This is a genomic window from Maricaulis salignorans (assembly GCF_900103475.1).
Classification (GTDB): Bacteria; Pseudomonadota; Alphaproteobacteria; order Caulobacterales; family Maricaulaceae; genus Maricaulis; species Maricaulis salignorans.
In genome coordinates, this window is record NZ_FNHG01000003.1 from 209,539 (window position 1) to 228,253 (window position 18,715).

Annotated in this window: 17 protein-coding genes; 6 read left to right on the forward strand and 11 right to left on the reverse strand. The window is 62.5% G+C overall.

Translation table 11 applies throughout. The features are described 5' to 3' along the window. Nucleotides 1-95: 95 nt before the first annotated feature. Entirely contained in the window at nt 96-2,147 is a 2,052-nt protein-coding gene (locus BLT42_RS04580) for a lytic transglycosylase domain-containing protein (protein ID WP_091767497.1), read from the forward strand. Between the two features lie 55 nt (nt 2,148-2,202). Here the strand turns inward: BLT42_RS04580 and BLT42_RS04585 are convergent, their stop codons facing one another. From BLT42_RS04585 to BLT42_RS04595, 3 genes are read right to left on the reverse strand one after another with little or no spacing between them, the layout of a single operon-like run. Further along, nucleotides 2,203-3,513: an alanine racemase gene (locus BLT42_RS04585; RefSeq protein WP_176780252.1), complete on the reverse strand. Its 1,311-nt coding sequence runs from the start codon at nt 3,511-3,513 to the stop codon at nt 2,203-2,205. Next, complete coding sequence (locus BLT42_RS04590) at nt 3,506-4,933, reverse strand: D-arabinono-1,4-lactone oxidase (protein ID WP_091767501.1); 1,428 nt, start codon at nt 4,931-4,933, stop codon at nt 3,506-3,508. The genes BLT42_RS04585 and BLT42_RS04590 overlap by 8 nt, the downstream gene beginning before the upstream one ends. Next, entirely contained in the window at nt 4,934-5,353 is a 420-nt protein-coding gene (locus tag BLT42_RS04595) for a c-type cytochrome (protein ID WP_091767577.1), read from the reverse strand. It lies immediately after the preceding gene. An 88-nt stretch (nt 5,354-5,441) separates the two neighbouring features. On the opposite strand from BLT42_RS04595, the gene BLT42_RS04600 reads away from it, so the two are divergent. Continuing rightward, nucleotides 5,442-6,047: a TetR/AcrR family transcriptional regulator gene (locus tag BLT42_RS04600; protein ID WP_176780253.1), complete on the forward strand. Its 606-nt coding sequence runs from the start codon at nt 5,442-5,444 to the stop codon at nt 6,045-6,047. 7 nt (nt 6,048-6,054) lie between these two features. Here the strand turns inward: BLT42_RS04600 and BLT42_RS04605 are convergent, their stop codons facing one another. Next, a complete protein-coding gene (locus BLT42_RS04605) occupies nt 6,055-7,047 on the reverse strand; it encodes a threonine ammonia-lyase (protein ID WP_091767580.1) in 993 nt (330 codons plus the stop codon). Nucleotides 7,048-7,211: 164 nt separating this feature from the next. On the opposite strand from BLT42_RS04605, the gene BLT42_RS04610 reads away from it, so the two are divergent. After that, nucleotides 7,212-8,855 (forward strand): long-chain-fatty-acid--CoA ligase, encoded by a 1,644-nt coding sequence (locus BLT42_RS04610; protein WP_091767505.1) that lies wholly within the window; start codon nt 7,212-7,214, stop codon nt 8,853-8,855. Between the two features lie 160 nt (nt 8,856-9,015). Next, the gene (locus BLT42_RS04615; RefSeq protein ID WP_091767507.1) at nt 9,016-9,219 is read left to right on the forward strand and encodes a superinfection immunity protein; all 204 of its coding nucleotides are present in this window, start codon (nt 9,016-9,018) and stop codon (nt 9,217-9,219) included. A 7-nt stretch (nt 9,220-9,226) separates the two neighbouring features. Here BLT42_RS04615 and BLT42_RS04620 read toward each other — a convergent pair whose 3' ends face one another. From BLT42_RS04620 to BLT42_RS04630, 3 genes are read right to left on the reverse strand one after another with little or no spacing between them, the layout of a single operon-like run. Continuing rightward, nucleotides 9,227-9,916: a nitroreductase family protein gene (locus BLT42_RS04620; protein ID WP_233342316.1), complete on the reverse strand. Its 690-nt coding sequence runs from the start codon at nt 9,914-9,916 to the stop codon at nt 9,227-9,229. After that, nucleotides 9,913-10,947: an L-threonine 3-dehydrogenase gene (tdh, locus tag BLT42_RS04625; RefSeq protein ID WP_091767509.1), complete on the reverse strand. Its 1,035-nt coding sequence runs from the start codon at nt 10,945-10,947 to the stop codon at nt 9,913-9,915. Before tdh ends, BLT42_RS04620 begins: the two co-directional genes overlap by 4 nt. Before the next feature lie 24 nt (nt 10,948-10,971). Continuing rightward, on the reverse strand, nt 10,972-11,682 hold the full coding sequence (locus tag BLT42_RS04630) for a hypothetical protein (RefSeq protein WP_091767512.1): 711 nt from the start codon (nt 11,680-11,682) through the stop codon (nt 10,972-10,974). A 245-nt stretch (nt 11,683-11,927) separates the two neighbouring features. On the opposite strand from BLT42_RS04630, the gene BLT42_RS04635 reads away from it, so the two are divergent. Further along, complete coding sequence (locus BLT42_RS04635; RefSeq protein WP_091767515.1) at nt 11,928-12,401, forward strand: hypothetical protein; 474 nt, start codon at nt 11,928-11,930, stop codon at nt 12,399-12,401. Between the two features lie 126 nt (nt 12,402-12,527). Continuing rightward, nucleotides 12,528-13,565: a hypothetical protein gene (locus BLT42_RS04640; protein ID WP_143024044.1), complete on the forward strand. Its 1,038-nt coding sequence runs from the start codon at nt 12,528-12,530 to the stop codon at nt 13,563-13,565. A gap of 127 nt (nt 13,566-13,692) precedes the next feature. Here the strand turns inward: BLT42_RS04640 and BLT42_RS04645 are convergent, their stop codons facing one another. The 4 genes from BLT42_RS04645 to kbl all read right to left on the reverse strand — a co-directional run bounded on the left by BLT42_RS04645 (nt 13,693) and on the right by kbl (nt 18,103). Further along, nucleotides 13,693-14,814 (reverse strand): NAD(P)/FAD-dependent oxidoreductase, encoded by a 1,122-nt coding sequence (locus BLT42_RS04645; protein ID WP_091767521.1) that lies wholly within the window; start codon nt 14,812-14,814, stop codon nt 13,693-13,695. Nucleotides 14,815-14,885: 71 nt separating this feature from the next. Next, a complete protein-coding gene (locus BLT42_RS04650; RefSeq protein ID WP_091767524.1) occupies nt 14,886-15,326 on the reverse strand; it encodes a DUF1330 domain-containing protein in 441 nt (146 codons plus the stop codon). Between the two features lie 40 nt (nt 15,327-15,366). Beyond that, a complete protein-coding gene (locus BLT42_RS04655; protein ID WP_091767527.1) occupies nt 15,367-16,791 on the reverse strand; it encodes an amidohydrolase family protein in 1,425 nt (474 codons plus the stop codon). 106 nt (nt 16,792-16,897) lie between these two features. After that, nucleotides 16,898-18,103 carry a glycine C-acetyltransferase gene (kbl, locus tag BLT42_RS04660; RefSeq protein ID WP_091767529.1) on the reverse strand — a complete coding sequence of 402 codons (1,206 nt, stop codon included), beginning with the start codon at nt 18,101-18,103 and terminating at the stop codon, nt 16,898-16,900. Between the last annotated feature and the right edge of the window lie 612 nt (nt 18,104-18,715).

Genomic DNA, 18,715 nt, shown 5'->3' on the forward strand with positions numbered 1-18,715 from the left:
AGCGCGCGGCCAAGTCTCCTCAACAAGACTGGACAGTGAGGGCCATTCAGGGGGATGATGACGGCGTTCACCCATCAGGATCCGAGTTACCCTTCATGATCACGCGTTGTTTTTCAGCGTTACTGCTTCCAGCCCTGCTGTCGCTGGGTCTTGCCCTGCCCGCGCAGGCCCAGACCCCGACCCCGCGCATGCGGCCGGAACCCCATAATTACTCTTCCTATCTCAGCGACGGCGATTTCGCGCTGTTCCGCCAGGGGCTCGATGCCGCCGATGACGAGGATTGGGCGCTGGTCGCCGAGACCCGCCTGCGTCTTAGCGACACAGCGGCGCGAAGCGTGCTGTTATGGCGCACCGTGCTCAGCGATCCACGGGCCAGTTTCCTGGAACTCAACCTCGCCCTCGATGAACTCGACAACTGGCCGCGCGACAGCTTCATCCGCGCCGAGGCCGAGGCGAAAATCACCGATTCCGGGCTCAGCGCCCCCTTCATCATCAACTGGTTCGTCGATAATCCACCGACAACCGGTCGCGGCCAGATCGCCTATGCCGAAGCCCTTCTGGCCGATGGCCGTATCGAGGAGGGTGAAAGCCTGCTGCGCGAAACCTGGCGCGCGGAATACCTGCCGCTGAGCGTCCAGAGCGCCGTCCATCGCGATCATGGCTCCGTCCTGACCGCCGACGATCACCAGGCCCGGATTGACTATCTGATCTGGTCCAACCAGACCTCCGCCGCCCGGCGCGTCCTGCCCTTGCTGCAGGGCACGGATCGCGACCTCGCGGATGCCCGCCTGCGCCTGGCCGGACGCCAGAGCGGTGTCGAGCGCGCCGTCAACCGCATTCCGGTGAGCCTGCAATCCGATCCTGGCCTGACCTATGAGCGCGCCCGCTGGCGCCGCCGTGCCGGCATGACCGACACCGTCCTGCCGCTCTTGCTGCAATTGCCCGATGCCCATGCCAATCCCAATGCGCTGGGCCTGATGTGGACCGAGCGCAAGTTGATGATCCTCAACCTGATCCGCGATCAGGACTTCGTGACCGCCTATCAGTTGGCGCGGGCCAATGGCATGGATTCGGGCGGCGATTTCGCCGATGCGGAATTCATCGCCGGCTGGCTCGCCCTGGTGCATCTCAATGAGCCGGACCAGGCGATGGAGCATTTCACGCATCTGCGCGACAATGTCGGCACCCCGGTCTCGCTCTCGCGCGCCGCCTACTGGATGGCCCGCGCCGCCGATGATGCCGGCAATCCGGAACTCGCCGCGACCTATTATGCCGAGGCCGGCGTGCACTCGACTGCCTATTACGGTCAGCTCGCCCTGGCCCAGCTCTCCGACGCGCCGAACGCCTTCTCGCTGGAACGCGAGCCGGAGCCAAGCGATGAGCAACGGATCGCCTTCGAATCCCGCCCGGAAATCCGCGCCATGCGCCTGCTCGCCGAGCAGGGCGAGGAGTATTATTTCCGCCTCTTCATGTACCGGCTCGACGACCAGGTCGAAGATCCGGTCGAGGGCGTCTTGCTGGCCAATCTCGCGAATGAATATCTGCAGATGCGCCAGGCCGTGCGGGCCGCAAAACAGGCGCGCCTACGTGGTATCATCCTGCCACAGAGCGCCTATCCAACCATCAGCCTGCCGCAAACCAGCGGTGGACGTCCGGAAGACGCGCTGGTGCATTCCGTGATCCGCCAGGAAACCGAATTCGCCCAGGACGCCGTCAGCGGCGCCGGTGCGCGCGGCATGATGCAGATGATGCCCGCCACCGCCCAGGCGACGGCCCGTTCAATGGGCGCGCCCTATCGCTTCAACTGGCTGACCGATGACCGCGACTATAATCTCACCCTGGGCATGCACCATCTCGAGGAGGTCGTCGATCAGTATGACGGCTCCTATATCCTCGCCCTGGTGGCCTATAATGCCGGCCCTCACCGCGCCAATCGCTGGATCGAGAATTATGGCGACCCACGTGATCCCGATATCGATCCGATCGACTGGGTCGAGAGCATCCCCTTCTCTGAAACCCGCAATTACGTGATGCGCGTGCTGGAGAATGTGCAGGTCTACCGCACCCGCCTGATCGATGATGCCCCGACGCCGCTGATGATTGACCAGGATCTGCGACGCGGATCGCCGGCAACGGTGCCGGAATAGGCGGGAAGAACTTCGGCCAACCTGATTGATCGGCCCGTAACTCGGCCAGCGCACGTCAGGCAGACGCCGCGAAGACGGACCAGCGATCGGTAATGGCCCCGCCGTCATAGACCGCGATATCGCCGAATTGCAGAAAGACGGCTTCACTCTGGCTTGGCCGGAAGAAGACGAAATCATCGGGCGCGATATCCAGCCCGGTGCCCGCATTGAGCATTTCCTGATTGCTCGAACGGCCGAAGGTCTCGTTGAAGGCCAGTCCGGGTGGATCGACCGGGTGGGCGAGCCAGTGACCGCCATAGATGAAAACGGTTTCAGCGCGATTGGGATCCCACAACCGCATGGCCGGTCCGGCGAATTCAATCCCCGGAATGCGCACGCCCGCTGCCGTCTTGAGAACCGGGGTTGCGATAAAGGCCGCCGGTTGATGCGGGGCCAGAAGCTCGGTGTCGAAATCGGTGGGTTTCACCAGCGCCGACCCGACGGACACCTCATTGGCGATATGGGTGTCGTGGTAAAGGCGATAGGTCGGGCTACCCGCCGCATTGCGGGTGATGGCCGCCATGGCATCGGCATCAAACACCGTCGCGGCAATCTCCAAAGCCTCGTTATAGGCTTGCCAGGCTGAAGCGCGGGCGCGATCGCGCAGGCCGAAAGCCTTGGGCAAGGCGGGGATATGCGGCTCATAACCCATGAAGCCGGCAAACCGCAGATTCGGGTTGTCCCGGAGCGTTTCCAGCGCCGTGCGCAGAGTTTCGCCGGCCACAAAACCGCCCCGGTGAAGGCCGACATCGAGCTCGATATTGATCCGCAGAACCACATCCCGGCTGGCGGCGAGCTCTCCATACTGGGCCAGGCGGGCCGGCGTATCGATCAGCCATTGCACCCGCTGGGCCGCACCGTCCGGGGCCGCATCCGATCCGTCGAAACAGGTCGCGGCCGCGGCGACCGGTAGCGGTTTTCCGAGCAATTGATCGGTGTCGGGCATGCGCGTCATCAGACTCTTGAGCATGGGCAGGTTGAACGTCATCAGACGGTGCGTGCCCGAACGCTGGCGTACATGCTCGATCAGGCCTGGCGACGGCAGGGATTTCGTGACGATGCGATAGCCCATCCCGGCCGGAAGCGCGGCCATCAGCGTGTCGATATTCGCGTTCAGCCGCGCCTTGTCCACGACCAGTGTCGGGGTCGTGATCCCGGCGCCGATCAGTGCCGATTGCAGGTTGAGGAAATAGCCATCGCGTGGACCGCTGTGATCGCGGGGCCGCGCCAGTGCTGCCGCACTGACAGCGGCCAGACCCGCACCGCCGATAATGAGGCGGCGCCGGGTCAGGTTGTTCTTGATGCGTGCTGCCAGGGTTTCAGACATCAGCTTCCTCACCAAACAGCGTCGCGAGATGCGGGTTGAGGAATTTCCCCTCCGGATCGAGCTCGCGGCGCAATGCGTTGAAATCGCCCAGTCTCGGATAGAGGGCGCTGAGCTCACCCCCATTCATGTCGTGCAATTTGCCCCAGTGCGGGCGCCCGCCATAACACCGGAAGACGGGGCCGATCTCGCTGAGCAGATAGCGATAGTCTTCGGTATTGGCGGCATGCACGGCAATGGATATGTCGCTGGCGCTCTTGAAGGGTGACAGCCAGGCATCATCACCGCGCACGAAGCGCACTTCCATCGGAAAGAAGGCGTCCTTGTGTCGCTCGAGGATCGCCAACACTTCACGCACAGCGGCGAGCCCGTTTTCGTGCGGCAGATGGTATTCCGTTTCGTTGAACTTGGTGACCCGGCTGGTCGACAGGAGACGCCAGGATTTGTCGGTATAGTCCTCCATCATCCCGGGCCGGATCTGCGTGCCGGCAATCCAGCGCCGCAGCCGGGGCGACCAGCCGAACATGTCGCGCAACTGGCGCAGGCTGGCGAGTGAGTCCTCATCCTCGCTCGGTGCACGGCCCTCCGGCTCCCCGTCGAACAGGTCATGGGCAATGGCGGCAGCGAAGCCGGTATGGGGAAGGCAATAGAATTCGAAATTGCGGTGCTCACGCGACAGGGTCTCGGCCTGGTCGAGCAGGTTTTCCACCCGGTCGACCCAGACCCGGCGGCGCAGCGCGAAGGCATCGGTAACGCGCAGCGTGTAGCGGGTGATCACGCCGAGCGCGCCCAGCGAGACCTTTCCGGCCGCGAACAGATCGGGATGGCTGTCAGCGGTCACGTCCAGAATCGCGCCCTGCGGGGTCACCAGGCGAAAGCCGAGGACCGCCTCGTGCAGGGCCGGCAGATCGCGCCCGGTTCCATGGGTTGCCGTGGCAAAAGAACCGGCCAGTGTCTGGACCGCAATGTCGGGCAGATTGGGCAGGGCCAGGCCGACTTCATCGAGCAGGCGCGAGGCTTGCTCGAGCCGGGTTCCCGCGCCCATCGTCACGGTCCGCGCCTGGCTGTCATGGGAGACCAGGCCCGACAGGCGGCCGATATCAATCATCACGCCATCCGTTGGCGCCAGCGCGGTGAAAGAATGCCCGGCCCCGACCGGGCGGACGGAGCCATGCGTGTTGCGGATCAGCGCCGCCAGCTCGTCCTCACTGGCGGGGCTGGCGATTTGCCGCGGCATCGCCGATTGCAGCCCCGACCAGTTGCGCCAGACCGGTCCGCCTGGCGAGCTCGCGGGGGCCGGGATCACCCCCTCCGGGGCCTCGAAGGATTTTGCCGACCAGGCCAGGTGCGACCCCATCGGATAGGCCACCGCCAGGGCGGCCGCGGCAGCGCCGAGTTTGAGAACCGTGCGTCGCGTCGCCATTTATTCGGCCTCCCCGGCATTACCGTTTGTTGTTGCCATGAAGCGGATCAGGTCTTCGAAATCGGCATCGTCGCAATCCAGGCACATGCCCATCGCCGGCATGGCGCCCAGACCGCTCCGGGTGTGTTCAACCAGCACATCCAGACCCTGCGCCAGGCGCCGGTCCCATTCCGCGCCATGCCCGGCCAGGGGGGCGCCTGAATCGACATAGGCGTGGCAGGAACGGCAGGAGCGATCATAGATACCGGCCAGCGCCGCGTCGGGAGGCACGAGCATTTCCGCCCGTGCGGTAATCGCCGCGGAGGGTGGCACAGACGTGCTGGCGGCCGGCATGGCATCGGGCCGGGAACAGGCCCCCATCACCAGAAGGAGGAGCACGGCGGCGCACGGGCCCACCCGATTGATCCAAGACGCTGGCATGGCGACCTCCAAAACAGTAGTCATTGCTACTTTTTGTGATAAAGCTCGTCCGGTCAAGCGAGAAAATAAACAAAGCGAAATCGAACCCATGCCAAAGCCGTCCCACCTCCCCCTGCCCAAGCAGGCCCGCGCCCGGGCGACCTATCGCGCCTTGATGCTGGCCGCGGCCGAACAACTCGCCGAGGGCGGTCTGGAGGCGCTCACCACCAATGGGATCGTGGCGCGCGCCGGCCTCTCACCGCCGGCCTTCTACCGGTATTTCCAGGACAAATTCGATATCCTGCAACGCCTGGCGCGGGAGCTGATGCAGGCGCAGAACGACCAGATCGCGCCCATCCTGCAGAGCCAGAGGCTGGACTTGCCGGCCTTGATCGCCCTGTTGCGCGCGACCGTCGATGTGACCCGGAGCTATCCGGGCGGGGCCGCACTTTTGCGCGCGATGCGGGCGGACCCGCAATTGCAGGCTATTCGCCTGAAATCGCACCGCGGTGTCGCAAGCGGCCTGGCCCGGCAATTGAACGGCCTCAATCTCGACCTCTCCGACGAGGCCGCCTACCGCCGCGCCCGACTGGCCGTGGAAATAGGCTATGCCGCAGTAGAACTGATCTTCGAGGACCCGCCGGACAGTGAAGCCGACATCCTGAAACAGACAGCCCGCGCCATCCTGGCCTTCGCGGACAGCCCGGAAAGCTGAACGCCCCTCAGCCCAGCTCCAGCGCCCGCGCAAACACCGCCCGGTCGACATTGCCGCCGGTGGCCAGCACGCACACCGTCTTGCCGGCGACATCCAGCTTGCCGGACAGCACACCGGCCAGGGCGACGACGGCGCCCGGTTCGATCACGATCTTGAAGTGGCGCCAGGCGAAAGCCATTGCGGCCAGAACTTCATCATCGCTGACGGCGACGCCGCCGCTTAGCTGACGGGCATTGAGCTGCCAGGTCAGTTCGCCGGGCGTCGGCGTGATGATGGCGTCGCAGATCGAACCCGTCAGGCGCGCATTGGCGACACGCTCGCCGGCCTCGAGCGAGCGGCGGTGATCATCGAACTCCGCCGGTTCAGCGGCCCAGATCTGCGCGTCCGGGTGGGCGTGTTTGACCGCCAGCCCGGTGCCGGCGATCAGCCCGCCGCCACCGGCCGGGGCCGCGACGATGTCGGGCGCCAGGCCAAGCCCGGCCATTTCCTCGACCATTTCCAGCCCCGCCGTGCCCTGGCCGGCAATGATGAAGCGATCCTCATAGGGCGGCACAAGGATGCGCCCCTCCTCGGCCGCGATACGGGCACCGATCGCCTCGCGCGACTCGCTGACGCGGTCATACGTCACCACCTTGCCGCCCCAGAAGCGCACGCCCTCGACCTTGGCGGCGGGCGCATCGGTCGGCATCAATATGGTGGCATGCGTGCCCACCAGCCGCGCCGCCGCGGCCACGCCCTGTGCATGATTGCCGGAACTATAGGCGATGACACCGCGCTGTTTTTCCTCGGCATTCAGCCGGGAGATACGATTATAGGCGCCGCGAAACTTGAACGATCCGGTGCGCTGCAGGCATTCGGCCTTCACGAAGATGCGGGCACCGACTTGTTCATCGAGGACATCATTGCGCAGCAGCGGCGTCCGCACCGCATGACCGGCCAATCGCTGCGCCGCATCAAGAATATCGCTGTGGCCAGGCAGGTTGAACACCGGTGATGACATCGTGCAAACACTCCAGATCAGGCCGCAACCGGCCGCCAAACACATGCAAAACGCATAGGCATTTCAGCTCCGCCGCGCAAAGGGATTGCGCCGCGACGCGGGAAGCCTTTTGATAAGAAAAAAACAAACACTGCGAAACTGGTTGATATCCAAGGGGAGACAGAATGACCTTGCGCGCACACATGATGGAACGTCCGTTGATGATTTCGGACATTCTGGCCCACGCCGCCCGATGCCATGGCGATCAGGAGATTGTCACCCGCTTGCCGGAAAGCGGTCAGATCCACCGCCAGGGCTATGCCGCCACCCACCAGCGCACCAAGCAATTGGCCAATGCGCTGATCAAAAAGCTGAAAGTGCGCGAAGGCGACCGCGTTGCCACCATTGCGTGGAATTCCCACCGCCATTTCGAACTTTATTACGCGGTGTCGGGAATCGGTTCGGTGATCCACACGGTCAATCCGCGCCTCGATCCGAAGCAATTGATCTGGATGCTCGACCACGCCCAGTCGAAAGTCGTCTTCTTCGACAAGACCTTTGCGCCGCTGATCGATGCGATTTCGAAACACTGCAAGTCGGTGCGCCATTGGGTGCTGATGACCGATGCCAGCCACAAGGATGGCGTGGCCACCAAATGCCAGAGCTACGAGGAATTGATCGCCGATCAGAGCACGCAATATGAGTGGCCGATGTTCGACGAGAACACCGCCGCCGGCCTGTGCTACACATCGGGCACGACCGGGGACCCCAAGGGCGTGCTGTATTCACACCGCTCCAATGTCCTGCACGCCCTCGCCTGCTCGGCCTCCGACGTGATCGGCGTCGGCGCGCGCGGCACGCTTCTGCCGGTGGTGCCCATGTTCCACGTCAATGCCTGGGGCATCCCCTATGCCGCGCCGATGAATGGCGCCAAGCTGGTCATGCCGGGCGCCCAGATGGACGGACCAAGCATTCACGAGCTGATCGAGAGCGAAGGCGTCAATTACGTCGCCGGCGTGCCGACCGTCTGGCTTGGCCTGCTGCAATACCTGCAGAAGAGCGGCAAGCGCATCGACAGCGTCGAACGGGTTCTGATCGGTGGGTCGGCATTGCCCGAAGCCCTGCTTCGCGCCTATGAAGACGAGTATGGCGTGGTGATGCAGCAAGGCTGGGGCATGACGGAAATGAGCCCGCTGGGCACCGTCAACAATCTCCTGCCCAAGCATGACGCGCTCGACCGCGAAGCCCAGATCAAGGTCAAGCTGAAACAGGGCCGGCTGGTCTTTGGTGTCGGCATGCGTATCGTCAATGATGATGGCGAGGAATTGCCCTGGGACGGCAAGTCATCGGGCCATGTCCAGGTCCAGGGTCCCTGGATCGCCTCCTCCTATTATCGCGGCGCCGGTGCCGAGAGCTTTACCGATGATGGCTGGTTCAAGACCGGTGACGTGGCCTATCTCGACGGCGATGGCTTCATGACCATCACGGACCGCTCCAAGGACGTCATCAAGACCGGCGGCGAATGGATTTCATCGATCGATCTGGAAAATGCCGCGATGGGGCATCCCTCCGTTGGCATGGCGGCCGCCTTCGGCATGCCGCATCCGAAATGGCAGGAACGCCCCCTGATGGTGGTCCAGCTCAAGGAAGGGGCCGAGCCTGACGCAGCCTCGATCATCGAATACCTTCGCGGCCAGGTCCCCAAATGGTGGTTGCCCGATGCAGTGGAATTCATCGAGGAAATGCCGATCGGCGCGACCGGCAAGATCCTCAAGACCAAGTTGCGCGAGATTTATGCCGGCTATGAATTTCCCCCCGTTGATGGCTAGCGCCTGACAGGGACACTCAGAACGGACAGGCCCCGGCGAGACTGCCGGGGCCTGTTTGTGTTGGGCGGGACGCGAGCGCGCATAATCCCGCCCCGGACATATTGCGTGAATGGGCGGCGCGGCATAACTTCATATCGAAAGTCGATAAGGACACTTTGATATGGAGTATCATCTGATGGGCCCCGAAGGCGCGATTGCATTTTTGATCATCGGCTTCATGCCGACCTTGATCGCCCTGCTGCGCGGTCATGACAACAGCTTCGCCATCTTCCTGACCAACCTGCTTCTGGGCTGGACCGGGATTGGCTGGCTGGTCGCCCTGATCTGGAGCTTCACGGCCATCCGCCGGCGCGTGCGCAACTAGGCCTGGCTCAGAGCCAGCTGGAAATCTCGCCCACAGTCTTCTTGATCAACGCGTGCTCCGGCACCGTCGCATCATCAGCGGGATAGCCGGCGACGATCAGCATGAAGGGCTTTTCGTCGGCCGGACGCTCACAGATCTCGGTGAGGAATTTCATCGGATTGGGCGTGTGGGTCAGCGTCACCAGACCGGCCTCGTGCAAGGCCGCGAGCATAAAGCCACAGGCAATGCCGACGCTCTCATTAATGTAGTAATTCTTCTTCGATTGCCCGATTTTCTCGCCACCACGCTTTTGCGCAAACACGGCGATCAACACGGGCGCGGTTTCCAGGAAGGGCTTGGAACTGTCGGTGCCCAGCGGTGAGAGAGCCTGCAGCCATTCCTCACCGCCCTTGCCTTCATAGAAGGCCTTTTCTTCCTTCTCGGCCGCCTCGCGCAGAGCCTTGCGGCGGGCCGGATCCTGGATCACCACGAAATGCCAGGGCTGGTGATTGGCGCCCGACGGTGCCGTTCCGGCCGCATCGATGGCGTGTTTCACGATTTCCGGGTCAACCGGCCGGTCGGCGAAATCGCGGACCGTACGGCGGCGTTTGAGATGTTTGGCGAAGGCCGCCGCGCGGCTGAGCATTTCCGCCGGACCGTACTCGACATAATCGGTCAGCGGCACACGTTTGGCGTCGTCGCGATGTCCCGCGTTCATGACTGGCTCCAGTCCAGGATCACCTTGCCCGACTTGCCCGAGCGCATGGCGTCAAAACCCTTCTGGAACTCATCGGCCGCATAGCGGTGGGTGATGACGCGGCTGACATCGAGCCCGCTCTCGAGCATGGCGATCATCTTGTACCAGGTCTCGAACATTTCGCGGCCATAGACGCCCTTGAGCGTGATCGCTTTCAGCACCAGCGAGCCGAAATCGACCGGGATCGGCTTGGATGGCAGGCCGAGCATGGCGATTTTGCCGCCCATCACCATGCTCTCGAGCATGGCACCAATGGCACTGGGCGCGCCGGACATTTCCAGCCCGACATCAAAGCCTTCGCTCATGCCCAGTTCGGCCATCACGTCTTTTAAGCCAACCTCGGCGACATTGACGGTGTGGACGCGCGGCACGACCTGGCTGGCCAGGTGCAGGCGGTGGGTATTGATGTCGGTCAGCACGACATGGCGCGCGCCGACATGGCGGGCAATCGCGGCGGCCATGATGCCGATCGGCCCGGCGCCGGTGACCAGCACGTCCTCGCCGACCAGATCGAATTGCAACGCGGTGTGGACCGCATTGCCGAGCGGATCGAGAATTGCGCCAAGCTCGTCGGTGACTTCTTCAGGCAGTTTGACGACATTGAACGCCGGCAAGGCGAGATACTCGGCAAAAGCGCCGGGAATATTGACGCCGACGCCCTGGGTATCCGGATCGAGATGGAAGCGCCCGGCGCGCGCCGCCCGTGAGAGCGTGCCAACGACATGGCCTTCACCGGAGACGCGCTGTCCGATCTCGACGCGCTTCACATTGGCACCCTTGTCGACGATTTCGCCGGAATATTCATGTCCGACCACCATCGGCGTCGGCACATTCTTGGCAGCCCAGTCATCCCAGTTATAGATGTGGATATCGGTGCCGCAGATCGCCGTCTTGTGGATCTTGATCAGCACATCGTCCGGGCCGATTTTCGGCATCGGCACGTCCTGCATCCAGATGCCTTCTTCCGGCTTGGCTTTGACCAGGGCTTTCATCGCAAATTCCTCGACCGAGTGATGTTACGTTGCGCCCGCTTCGGGCGGCGCAGATTTGCCGCGAAGATACATCAGTGCCGCCAGAGGGAAAGTGAGCATGAAAGGAATGAGCAGCGCGGCCATGATTTCAGCCAGCTGACCATTGGACCCGCTCAGCCATGTGGCGGCGATCGCCAGCGCCGCGACGACAGCGGGAATGGCCAGCAGGCGGCGTTTGTCCTGCCACATCAGCACAGCGAACAGAGCCGCATAGAGGCCGATCAGCCCCCATTTGATCCAAGTATGGCCGTACAGCGCTGCCAGCAGGCCCGGCCTCGGCTCCGCCCCGGCGCCAAGTTCTGCGAGCAGGCGATTCATGACCGTATTCTCCGCCCAGTCCGCCCCGATCGTCATCACGGCGACAGCCAGTGCTGCCCAGGCCAGCCAGCGCCCGGGATTGCGCAGGCCGAGCGCCAGGAAGACCATCGCCGCCATGCCGGCATAGGCGAGCGGGAAAAAGCGATCGAGCGACTGGGTATGGACGAGAAAGGCGCGCAGGGCATCGGCGCCCTCACCCTGCAGGAAAGCCAGATCGGCGGCCGAGCGGGCAAATTCGAGCGCCAGGATCGGTGTGACGAAACCATCCGCCATCGGCGCTGCGCCGAGATCGGGCGGCGAGCCGAACAGGATCGGAAAGACCAGCGTTGCGACCGCTGCGGCGATCGCCGCGATGAAGGCCAGATTCGAAATGCGCATATCGGCTTATCCCCGCCCGTTATGACCGCGCGGATCAGGCCGCAGCCGGCGCGCAAGGTCAAGGGTGGCTGTGTTCGGGGGATTGCGGCGGTTCCTCCCGCTTCCGCATGGAACGTGCAGAGCCACTGCATCCGAAGCCCGGGAAGCGTCCTTGACCCTGGTTTGGGCATTAATTATGCTGTCCCTTCACTTCAAACCCCTGAAAAAAGGCGGGGAAATGGTCAAGTACAAAGCGGGGAGCAATCATGTTTGGAGCAAAAGTTGTTGAGGTCAGCGGGCGCTTGGTCGCCACAGGTGCTTATTCCCAGCAGAACGCCAAGCTGATTTACGACTATCTAGATTTCGAGACCGATAATGGGCGCTTCAAGACGGGCAAGGTCGTGGTCGCCACCAATATGGGCAAGCACATCGAAATCGGTGAAGAAGGCATTTTCGTCTTTACACGGTTTCTCGGACGAGCACTGGCCATGGTGATCACATCGGACAATGTAGAAGTGAACCCGATGTTTCGCGGCTTTAGCCTTTTGCACCTTCTCTGGCCACTGGCGCTCTTCCTAATCGGCCTGTTCTTCGCCCCATTGTGGCTGGTAACAGCCCCGATCTGGGCGTTTGCCGCCTATTTTCTGATTTTGCCACACCTTGTAAGCGGCAAGCTGAAAGCCATCGCCCGCAAACACGGTGTCGATTGGACGACCGCAAGAAAAAGCGTCAATTTCTAAGCAGGCAACACTGCCCTGACTCCCCCGAACCGCGTCATCGCGCGGCGCGTCAGCCCGCGTTCAACAGCTATTGAACCGAGGTTCCGAACCTTGCACGGAAAATACGACCCCGAGACACTGCAGAAGTTGCGCCTGATCTACGGCCCAGCTTTTGTCAAATACCTGAGCCGCATTGGCACGCTGAACTACGGGGCCCTTGCCAGGTCACTACTTATCATGGCCGCACCACCTCTAGCGATCGCTGGAGCATTCGGCGTATTCGACCTGATTTTCACACTGAATTTCGTGGATTTTGGCGAGAGCGGTAGCGTTTATCTGGTCACATTTGCTCCCGCCCTGATTTTCACCCTCATCTTGTTGTACAATTGGCTGGACATCGTCGTCATCCGCGTCCTGTTTTGGCCCTTCAATACGATCCGCGTGATGTGGCTGACACGGCAATTGAATGAAACGCTCGACAAAGTCGGCCTTGCAGAGGCTGGAAAACCAGTAGTCATACGGTCTGCATTTGGAGACAAATTCGTCATCTCGACCCCAATACGTAATTATTATGGTTACTTTCACACGGGATTTTACTCAACACTATGCGGCAAGAGCGAGTTTCAAATTTCGAGAGTTGTCACGCCGAGCGACCTGATTTTCAAATGGATTCTGCCCACCATTTTTGCACCGATCTACATCCCGTTGATTTTCGTAAAAACCTACATCCCAAAAATAAAACTATCCAAAATACCACTGCTGGGAAAATTGTTGGATTTATACATAGCACCATCCTTTACCTCAGCCGGCGTCGCCACTCCCCGCTTACCCAAAACTTCTTCTGACGGAGAGGAGGGCAAATTAATTGACTTCCCGCTTTGGTACGACGGTCTCGGCGGACAAACATTTAAAGCTGAAGATATTTACTCAATTGTGCCCTTCGCGCTTAATCCGAAGAAGTTCAATCCATGGATCTACCCAAAAAATTTTACAAAAGACATGAACGTCTTTGCTGAAACAAAAGATGACGTGATAAGAACCCATCACAGATTCAGGGAGTTCATGAAAAGAAAGCGTCGTTCAAACACTAGGTTTGTCGCTTGGGTGCTAATTTGGTTTGGGTCGCAGACGGCTGCCGCAGTTATCTACTGGCAACATTTCTTTGGCTGGACCCAAACACTGTGAGTACAATCGAGCCGACCCAGTTTCCCGCAAGGCTGTGCGTCCTCCAGAGGCGGATTTCGGCCAAAGGTCGGACCAGACGGGAGCGGCAGAAAGTCATCACTGCACAAAGAGCAAGCTCTAGCCTCGATCAGGACGCCCCGGTCAGGCCCAGGCGCTGGCAAACGGTTTCCCCAATCGCCAGCGACGAAGTCAGGCCCGGACTTTCAATCCCGAACAGGGCGATCAGACCGGCCAGCCCGTGGGCCTCGGCACCGTCGATGCGGAAATCGGTCTGCAGTTCGCCGGGCCCGTGCAGTTTGGGGCGGATGCCGGCATAGTCGGGCACCAGGGCGTCACCCTTGAGGCCGGGCCAGAAGCGGCGGATCGTGTCGTAAAAGGCGCCGGCGCGGGCCGGGTCAACGGTGTAGTCCGGTGCCTCGACGAAATCGAGATCGGGGCCAAAGCGCGCCTGGCCGCCAAGATCGCGGCGATAATGCGTACCCAGCGCGCCGGGGATCGGCAGCGGATAGACCAGGTGTTTGAACGGCGCCTTGCCGGCACTGGTGAAATAGACGCCCTTGCCATAATGCAGTTGCGGGATCTGCGCGGCGGGGAAGCCGTCGACCATTGCGGCCGCCTCCTGGGCTCCGAGCCCGGCGGCGATCACAAGATAGCGCGTTGTCACCTCCGTTGCGGCCTCGCCGCCGGTCCGGACGACAAAACCGCCACCTTCCAGCGCCGTCGCTCCGGCAAAGGGCGTATTGACCACGACCGCACCGCCCAGCGCGGCAATCTCGCCCGCCATATTCGCCATATAGCCATGGGCATCCATCACGCCGCTATCGGGCGAGAGGATAGCCGCGACGGCGCTGAGCTCAGGCTCCATCGCCTGGGCCTGCGCACCGGTCAGGCGCTGCAGGCCGTCAACGCCATTCTCCTCAGCCTGGCGGAAGATCGCCTCGAGCCGCGCCGCTTCATGCGGCTGGGTCGCCACGATCAGCTTGCCGCAGCGCTCATGGGCGATGTGATATTTGTCGAGATAGGCATAGAGCAATTGCCGCCCCAGCACACAGAGCCGCGCCTTCAGCGAGCCGGTCGGGTAATAGAGGCCGGCATGGATGACTTCCGAATTGCGCGAGGAAATCCCCTGCCCGATCGCGCCCTGCGCCTCGAGCACCAGGGTTTCATGCCCGCGCAGGGCAAAGGCCCGCCCCGTCGCCAGACCGACGGCGCCGGCCCCGATCACGATCGCGTCTGTCTCAAATGCCATGCCCGCCGCTCCGCCGCCTCCCCCCTGCATCTGCGAGCCGGCCGAAGCTGTCAACACCGGGCCGCCAAGCCTCAGCCCTTGGCGAGGCCCGCCAGCAGGGCTGGCGGCATCACCGTCTCGATATTGAGCTGGCCCTTGAGGCCGGCCTCGCGATGCACGGCGATCTCCTGCCAGGCCGGCGAGAGCGACATGCGCAAAAGCGCGCCGCGATCGGGATACATGATGATCGCCACCTCATCCCAGAGCTCCTCGGCCCGGCCGAGGGCGAGAAAGGTCGTATTGCCCACGAAGACCAGCTTGCCGCCAAATTCCGGCAGGACTTTCATGATCGCCTTGCCGTAAATATTATACGCCTCGCGCCCGCTCAGCGCGCACTCGCGCCCGTCGGCATATTCGGCCTTGTCCTTGAATTTCAGCAGATTGACCATGAAGACCGGCCCGGCAGGACCGGGCTGCATCATTTCCTCGATCTGTTTTGGATCGGTGGGCAGGACTTCGTTGGTGACTTGCATGATGGCATTCCCTGTCTGGAAGCAAACCGCGGCTGCCGCGCTATGGCGCCGCAAGCGAATGGCGTGAAATAGCCTCGCCACGCAAGATAATAGTCTCGATCCGGTCCCAGGCGGTGACGTCCTCGAGCGGATTGGCCGTCAGGATCAGCAGGTTCGCGACCTTGCCCGCTTCCACCGTGCCGTAATCCGCCTCCAGACCGAATTGCCGCGCCGGATTGATCGTCCCGGCCTCAAGGATGGCCTGCAACGAGACCCCCGCCTCATTGAGACTGAGGATTTCGCGCCAGGTGCACAGGCCGGGCTGGTTGACGAAGGTGGGGCTACCGGGACAGTCGCTCGCCAGCAGAAGCGGATGGCCCTGGGCGTGCAGATAGGCCGTTGCACGTTGGGCGCGGCCGACGCCGAAGCCGAAGATATCCGCCATCTCCTCGCGCGGCATGTCCGGCGGGAAATCGGCGGCGAGTTCATCGGCAAACCACTGCCCCCCTGCGGTGCGATACCAATCCAGCAGCGCAGCCGGCACGACATTCGCCAATTGTGGATCGGCCAGGGCATCGGGGCGCAACTGGCCGCCCAGCCCGGCCATGACACCATGGGTCGGCATATAGCCCGTGCCCTGTTCGACCAACCGGTTCAGGGTCTCGCCGACCGGCGGCTCGCCCTCGGGCCATTGCCAGTTCCACAAACCATGGCCGAGAATGTCGAGGCGGGCATCGAGCGCGATCTGATACATGTCGATCGCATTGGCATGGGCAATAACCGGCAAGCCTTGGGCGTGCGCGGCATCGCGAATTCGCGCCAGCATGTCTGCGTCAAACAGCGGCCATCCGGTCTCGGCGCCAAAACCATCTTCCAGATAGAGTTTGACGCAGACACCGCCATCCGCCGCAATCCGCGCGATGACGGCTTCCGGCGTCGCTTCACCTTCGATCCGGTAGGGATAGAGCGCCAGGGCGTCGCTATCGTCGCGCTGATTGAGCGGATAGCCCTCGAGCGCGTTGGGGATCTCGCCGCAACGCAGCAGGTCGGGCGCGAGCGGTGCCGCCTCGAAGTCGCGCCAGGCAAGCAGGGGCGCCGGATCGAGGATCTGGGTGACACCGTAGTAAAGCAGGCTGCGCGGCTGCTGGGCCATATAGGCCTCGACCAACGCGGGATGATCACTCGCTGGCGTCACGCCCATCGCGCCCATCCCCGGCACAAAGGCGACATGATGATGGCTGTCCATCAATCCCGGGGTGAGAAAACGCCCGCTGGCATCAATGCGCTGGGCCTGCCGGCCGGCGGTGATCGGCTCGGCCGAAACCGCGACAATCACCCCGTCGCGGACCAGTACATTTTGCGGCGCCGATGGCGCGTCCAGATGCGCTGATACAATGGCAACATTCTCGATCAGCAATTCGTCAGACGGCGGCGTACAGGCCGCGAGGCCCAGGGCGAGGACGAGTAAAATCTTGGTGTAAGGCATCAGGCAACTCGGATGTTTGATGTTTGGCGGAGCCGGAACCGGGTTGCTCCGTGTCGTCCGCGCCCTAGCAGAGCGCTCTGGCCGGGGTCAACTCCGGCCAGCCTCATCAGATAACCCCCAGCTCCTTGCCCACCTTGGTAAAGGCCGCCACGGCGCGATCAATCATCTCCGGCGTATGCGCGGCGCTCATCTGGGTGCGGATGCGGGCCTTGCCCTTGGGGACGACGGGGAAGAAGAAGCCGGTGACATAGACGCCCTCGCCCATCAGCTTGCGGGCCATGTCCTGGGCCAGTTTGGCGTCGCCGAGCATGACCGGAATGATCGGGTGTTCGCCCTCCAGCAGGTCAAAACCGGCGGCAGACATGCCGGCGCGGAAACGGCGGGCATTGTCGAACAGGCGGGCGCGCAGATCATCGCCCTCGGCGACCATGTCGAAGGCCTTCAGCGAGGCGCCGACGATGGCCGGGGCCAGGGAATTGGAGAAGAGATAGGGCCGCGAGCGCTGGCGCAGCATGTCGATCACTTCTTGCCGCGCCGCGGTAAACCCGCCCATCGCGCCGCCCAGCGCCTTGCCCAGCGTGCCGGTGATGATGTCGATCTGGCCGAACACACCACAATGCTCCGGCGTGCCGCGGCCGCGCGCGCCCATGAAGCCGTGGGAATGGCAATCATCGACCATGGTCAGGGCGTCGTATTGCTTCGCCAGGGCGACGATCTCGGCGAGTTTGGCGATATAGCCATCCATCGAGAACACACCATCGGTGACGATCAACACATGCCGCGCGCCATCGGCCCGCGCCTGTTTCAGCTGAACCTCGAGATCGGCCATGTCGGAATTGGCATAGCGATAGCGTTTCGCCTTGCACAGGCGCACACCGTCAATGATGGAGGCATGATTGAGCGCGTCGGAAATGATCGCATCCTCGGGCCCGAGAAGCGGTTCAAACACGCCGCCATTGGCGTCAAACGCCGCCGCATAGAGGATGGCATCATCACAGCCGGTGAAGTCGGCGATCTTGGCTTCCAGCTGTTTGTGGATGTCCTGGGTGCCGCAGATGAAGCGCACCGAGGCGAGGCCGAAACCATGACTGTCGAGCGTATCCTTCGCCGCCTGGATCAGCTCGGGCCGATTGGCCAGACCGAGATAGTTATTGGCGCAGAAATTGATGACGTGGTGGCTGGATCCGTCTGCTGTGACGTCGATTTCGGAGAATTGCTCCGAGGTGATGATGCGCTCGCGCTTGTAGAGCCCGTCGGCCTCGATCTGTTTCAGTTCGGCGGCGAGGTCGGTGTAGAAGGCGGGCGATGTCATGGCGGGCTCCGGGGCGAAGATTCGTTGCGGGCAGTTCTATTGGGCTGGCCCTGGCTTGTCATCCCGTCAGAGGCGGCGAAACCGCTTCGCCTCACCGGGGCGCACGCCGAAATCTCCACGCCGCGAGCGGCTGGAGGTTTGAGTGGGGCCTCCCCGATTGGGAGGGTGCGGGACGCCGGCGAATGCCGGTAACCGGTATTGAGTATTCGCGTGACATTCGTTACGTCCCGCACGTGCAGTTTTCCCGTGGCGTCTCCACCGCCGTTTCCAATCCAATCAGGTACTCCGGTCGGTCGTTTAGTGCCGTCAGACCCGAAAGGACGCCCTGCCAGTGCTCAGGTTGTCACCCCTTCGCCCGGACAGGCTGCACGCTCCCGTTCGCCGCGACTGACTGAGCTCGTGCCTCCCGTGCGACCGGAACGGGTTGAGCATAGGCGCAGGCTGCGGGGGTGGGGATAATTTGGGTCATAGATCGTCATCCCAGCGAAGGCCGGGACCCGGTTCGTAGAGCAAAAGGGTCGGAAACGGGCGCCAAATCAATGAGATGTCGGTGCGTGAATCTGGGTCCCAGCCTTCGCTGGGATGAGGATGATTTGTATGCTTGGTGCTGGA

What these genes read in the sequence shown, in the direction of transcription:
- BLT42_RS04630 (WP_091767512.1), bottom strand. Translation starts at nt 11,682, where the DNA reads ATGCGCATTTCGAATCTGGCCTTCATCGCGGCGATCGCCGCAGCGGTC.
- BLT42_RS04645 (WP_091767521.1), bottom strand. Translation starts at nt 14,814, where the DNA reads ATGGCATTTGAGACAGACGCGATCGTGATCGGGGCCGGCGCCGTCGGT.
- BLT42_RS04605 (WP_091767580.1), bottom strand. Translation starts at nt 7,047, where the DNA reads ATGTCATCACCGGTGTTCAACCTGCCTGGCCACAGCGATATTCTTGAT.
- BLT42_RS04650 (WP_091767524.1), bottom strand. Translation starts at nt 15,326, where the DNA reads ATGCAAGTCACCAACGAAGTCCTGCCCACCGATCCAAAACAGATCGAG.
- BLT42_RS04610 (WP_091767505.1), top strand. Translation starts at nt 7,212, where the DNA reads ATGACCTTGCGCGCACACATGATGGAACGTCCGTTGATGATTTCGGAC.
- kbl (WP_091767529.1), bottom strand. Translation starts at nt 18,103, where the DNA reads ATGACATCGCCCGCCTTCTACACCGACCTCGCCGCCGAACTGAAACAG.
- BLT42_RS04615 (WP_091767507.1), top strand. Translation starts at nt 9,016, where the DNA reads ATGGAGTATCATCTGATGGGCCCCGAAGGCGCGATTGCATTTTTGATC.
- BLT42_RS04590 (WP_091767501.1), bottom strand. Translation starts at nt 4,933, where the DNA reads ATGGCGACGCGACGCACGGTTCTCAAACTCGGCGCTGCCGCGGCCGCC.
- BLT42_RS04635 (WP_091767515.1), top strand. Translation starts at nt 11,928, where the DNA reads ATGTTTGGAGCAAAAGTTGTTGAGGTCAGCGGGCGCTTGGTCGCCACA.
- BLT42_RS04580 (WP_091767497.1), top strand. Translation starts at nt 96, where the DNA reads ATGATCACGCGTTGTTTTTCAGCGTTACTGCTTCCAGCCCTGCTGTCG.
- BLT42_RS04620 (WP_233342316.1), bottom strand. Translation starts at nt 9,916, where the DNA reads ATGAACGCGGGACATCGCGACGACGCCAAACGTGTGCCGCTGACCGAT.
- BLT42_RS04595 (WP_091767577.1), bottom strand. Translation starts at nt 5,353, where the DNA reads ATGCCAGCGTCTTGGATCAATCGGGTGGGCCCGTGCGCCGCCGTGCTC.
- BLT42_RS04655 (WP_091767527.1), bottom strand. Translation starts at nt 16,791, where the DNA reads ATGCCTTACACCAAGATTTTACTCGTCCTCGCCCTGGGCCTCGCGGCC.
- BLT42_RS04585 (WP_176780252.1), bottom strand. Translation starts at nt 3,513, where the DNA reads ATGTCTGAAACCCTGGCAGCACGCATCAAGAACAACCTGACCCGGCGC.
- tdh (WP_091767509.1), bottom strand. Translation starts at nt 10,947, where the DNA reads ATGAAAGCCCTGGTCAAAGCCAAGCCGGAAGAAGGCATCTGGATGCAG.
- BLT42_RS04600 (WP_176780253.1), top strand. Translation starts at nt 5,442, where the DNA reads ATGCCAAAGCCGTCCCACCTCCCCCTGCCCAAGCAGGCCCGCGCCCGG.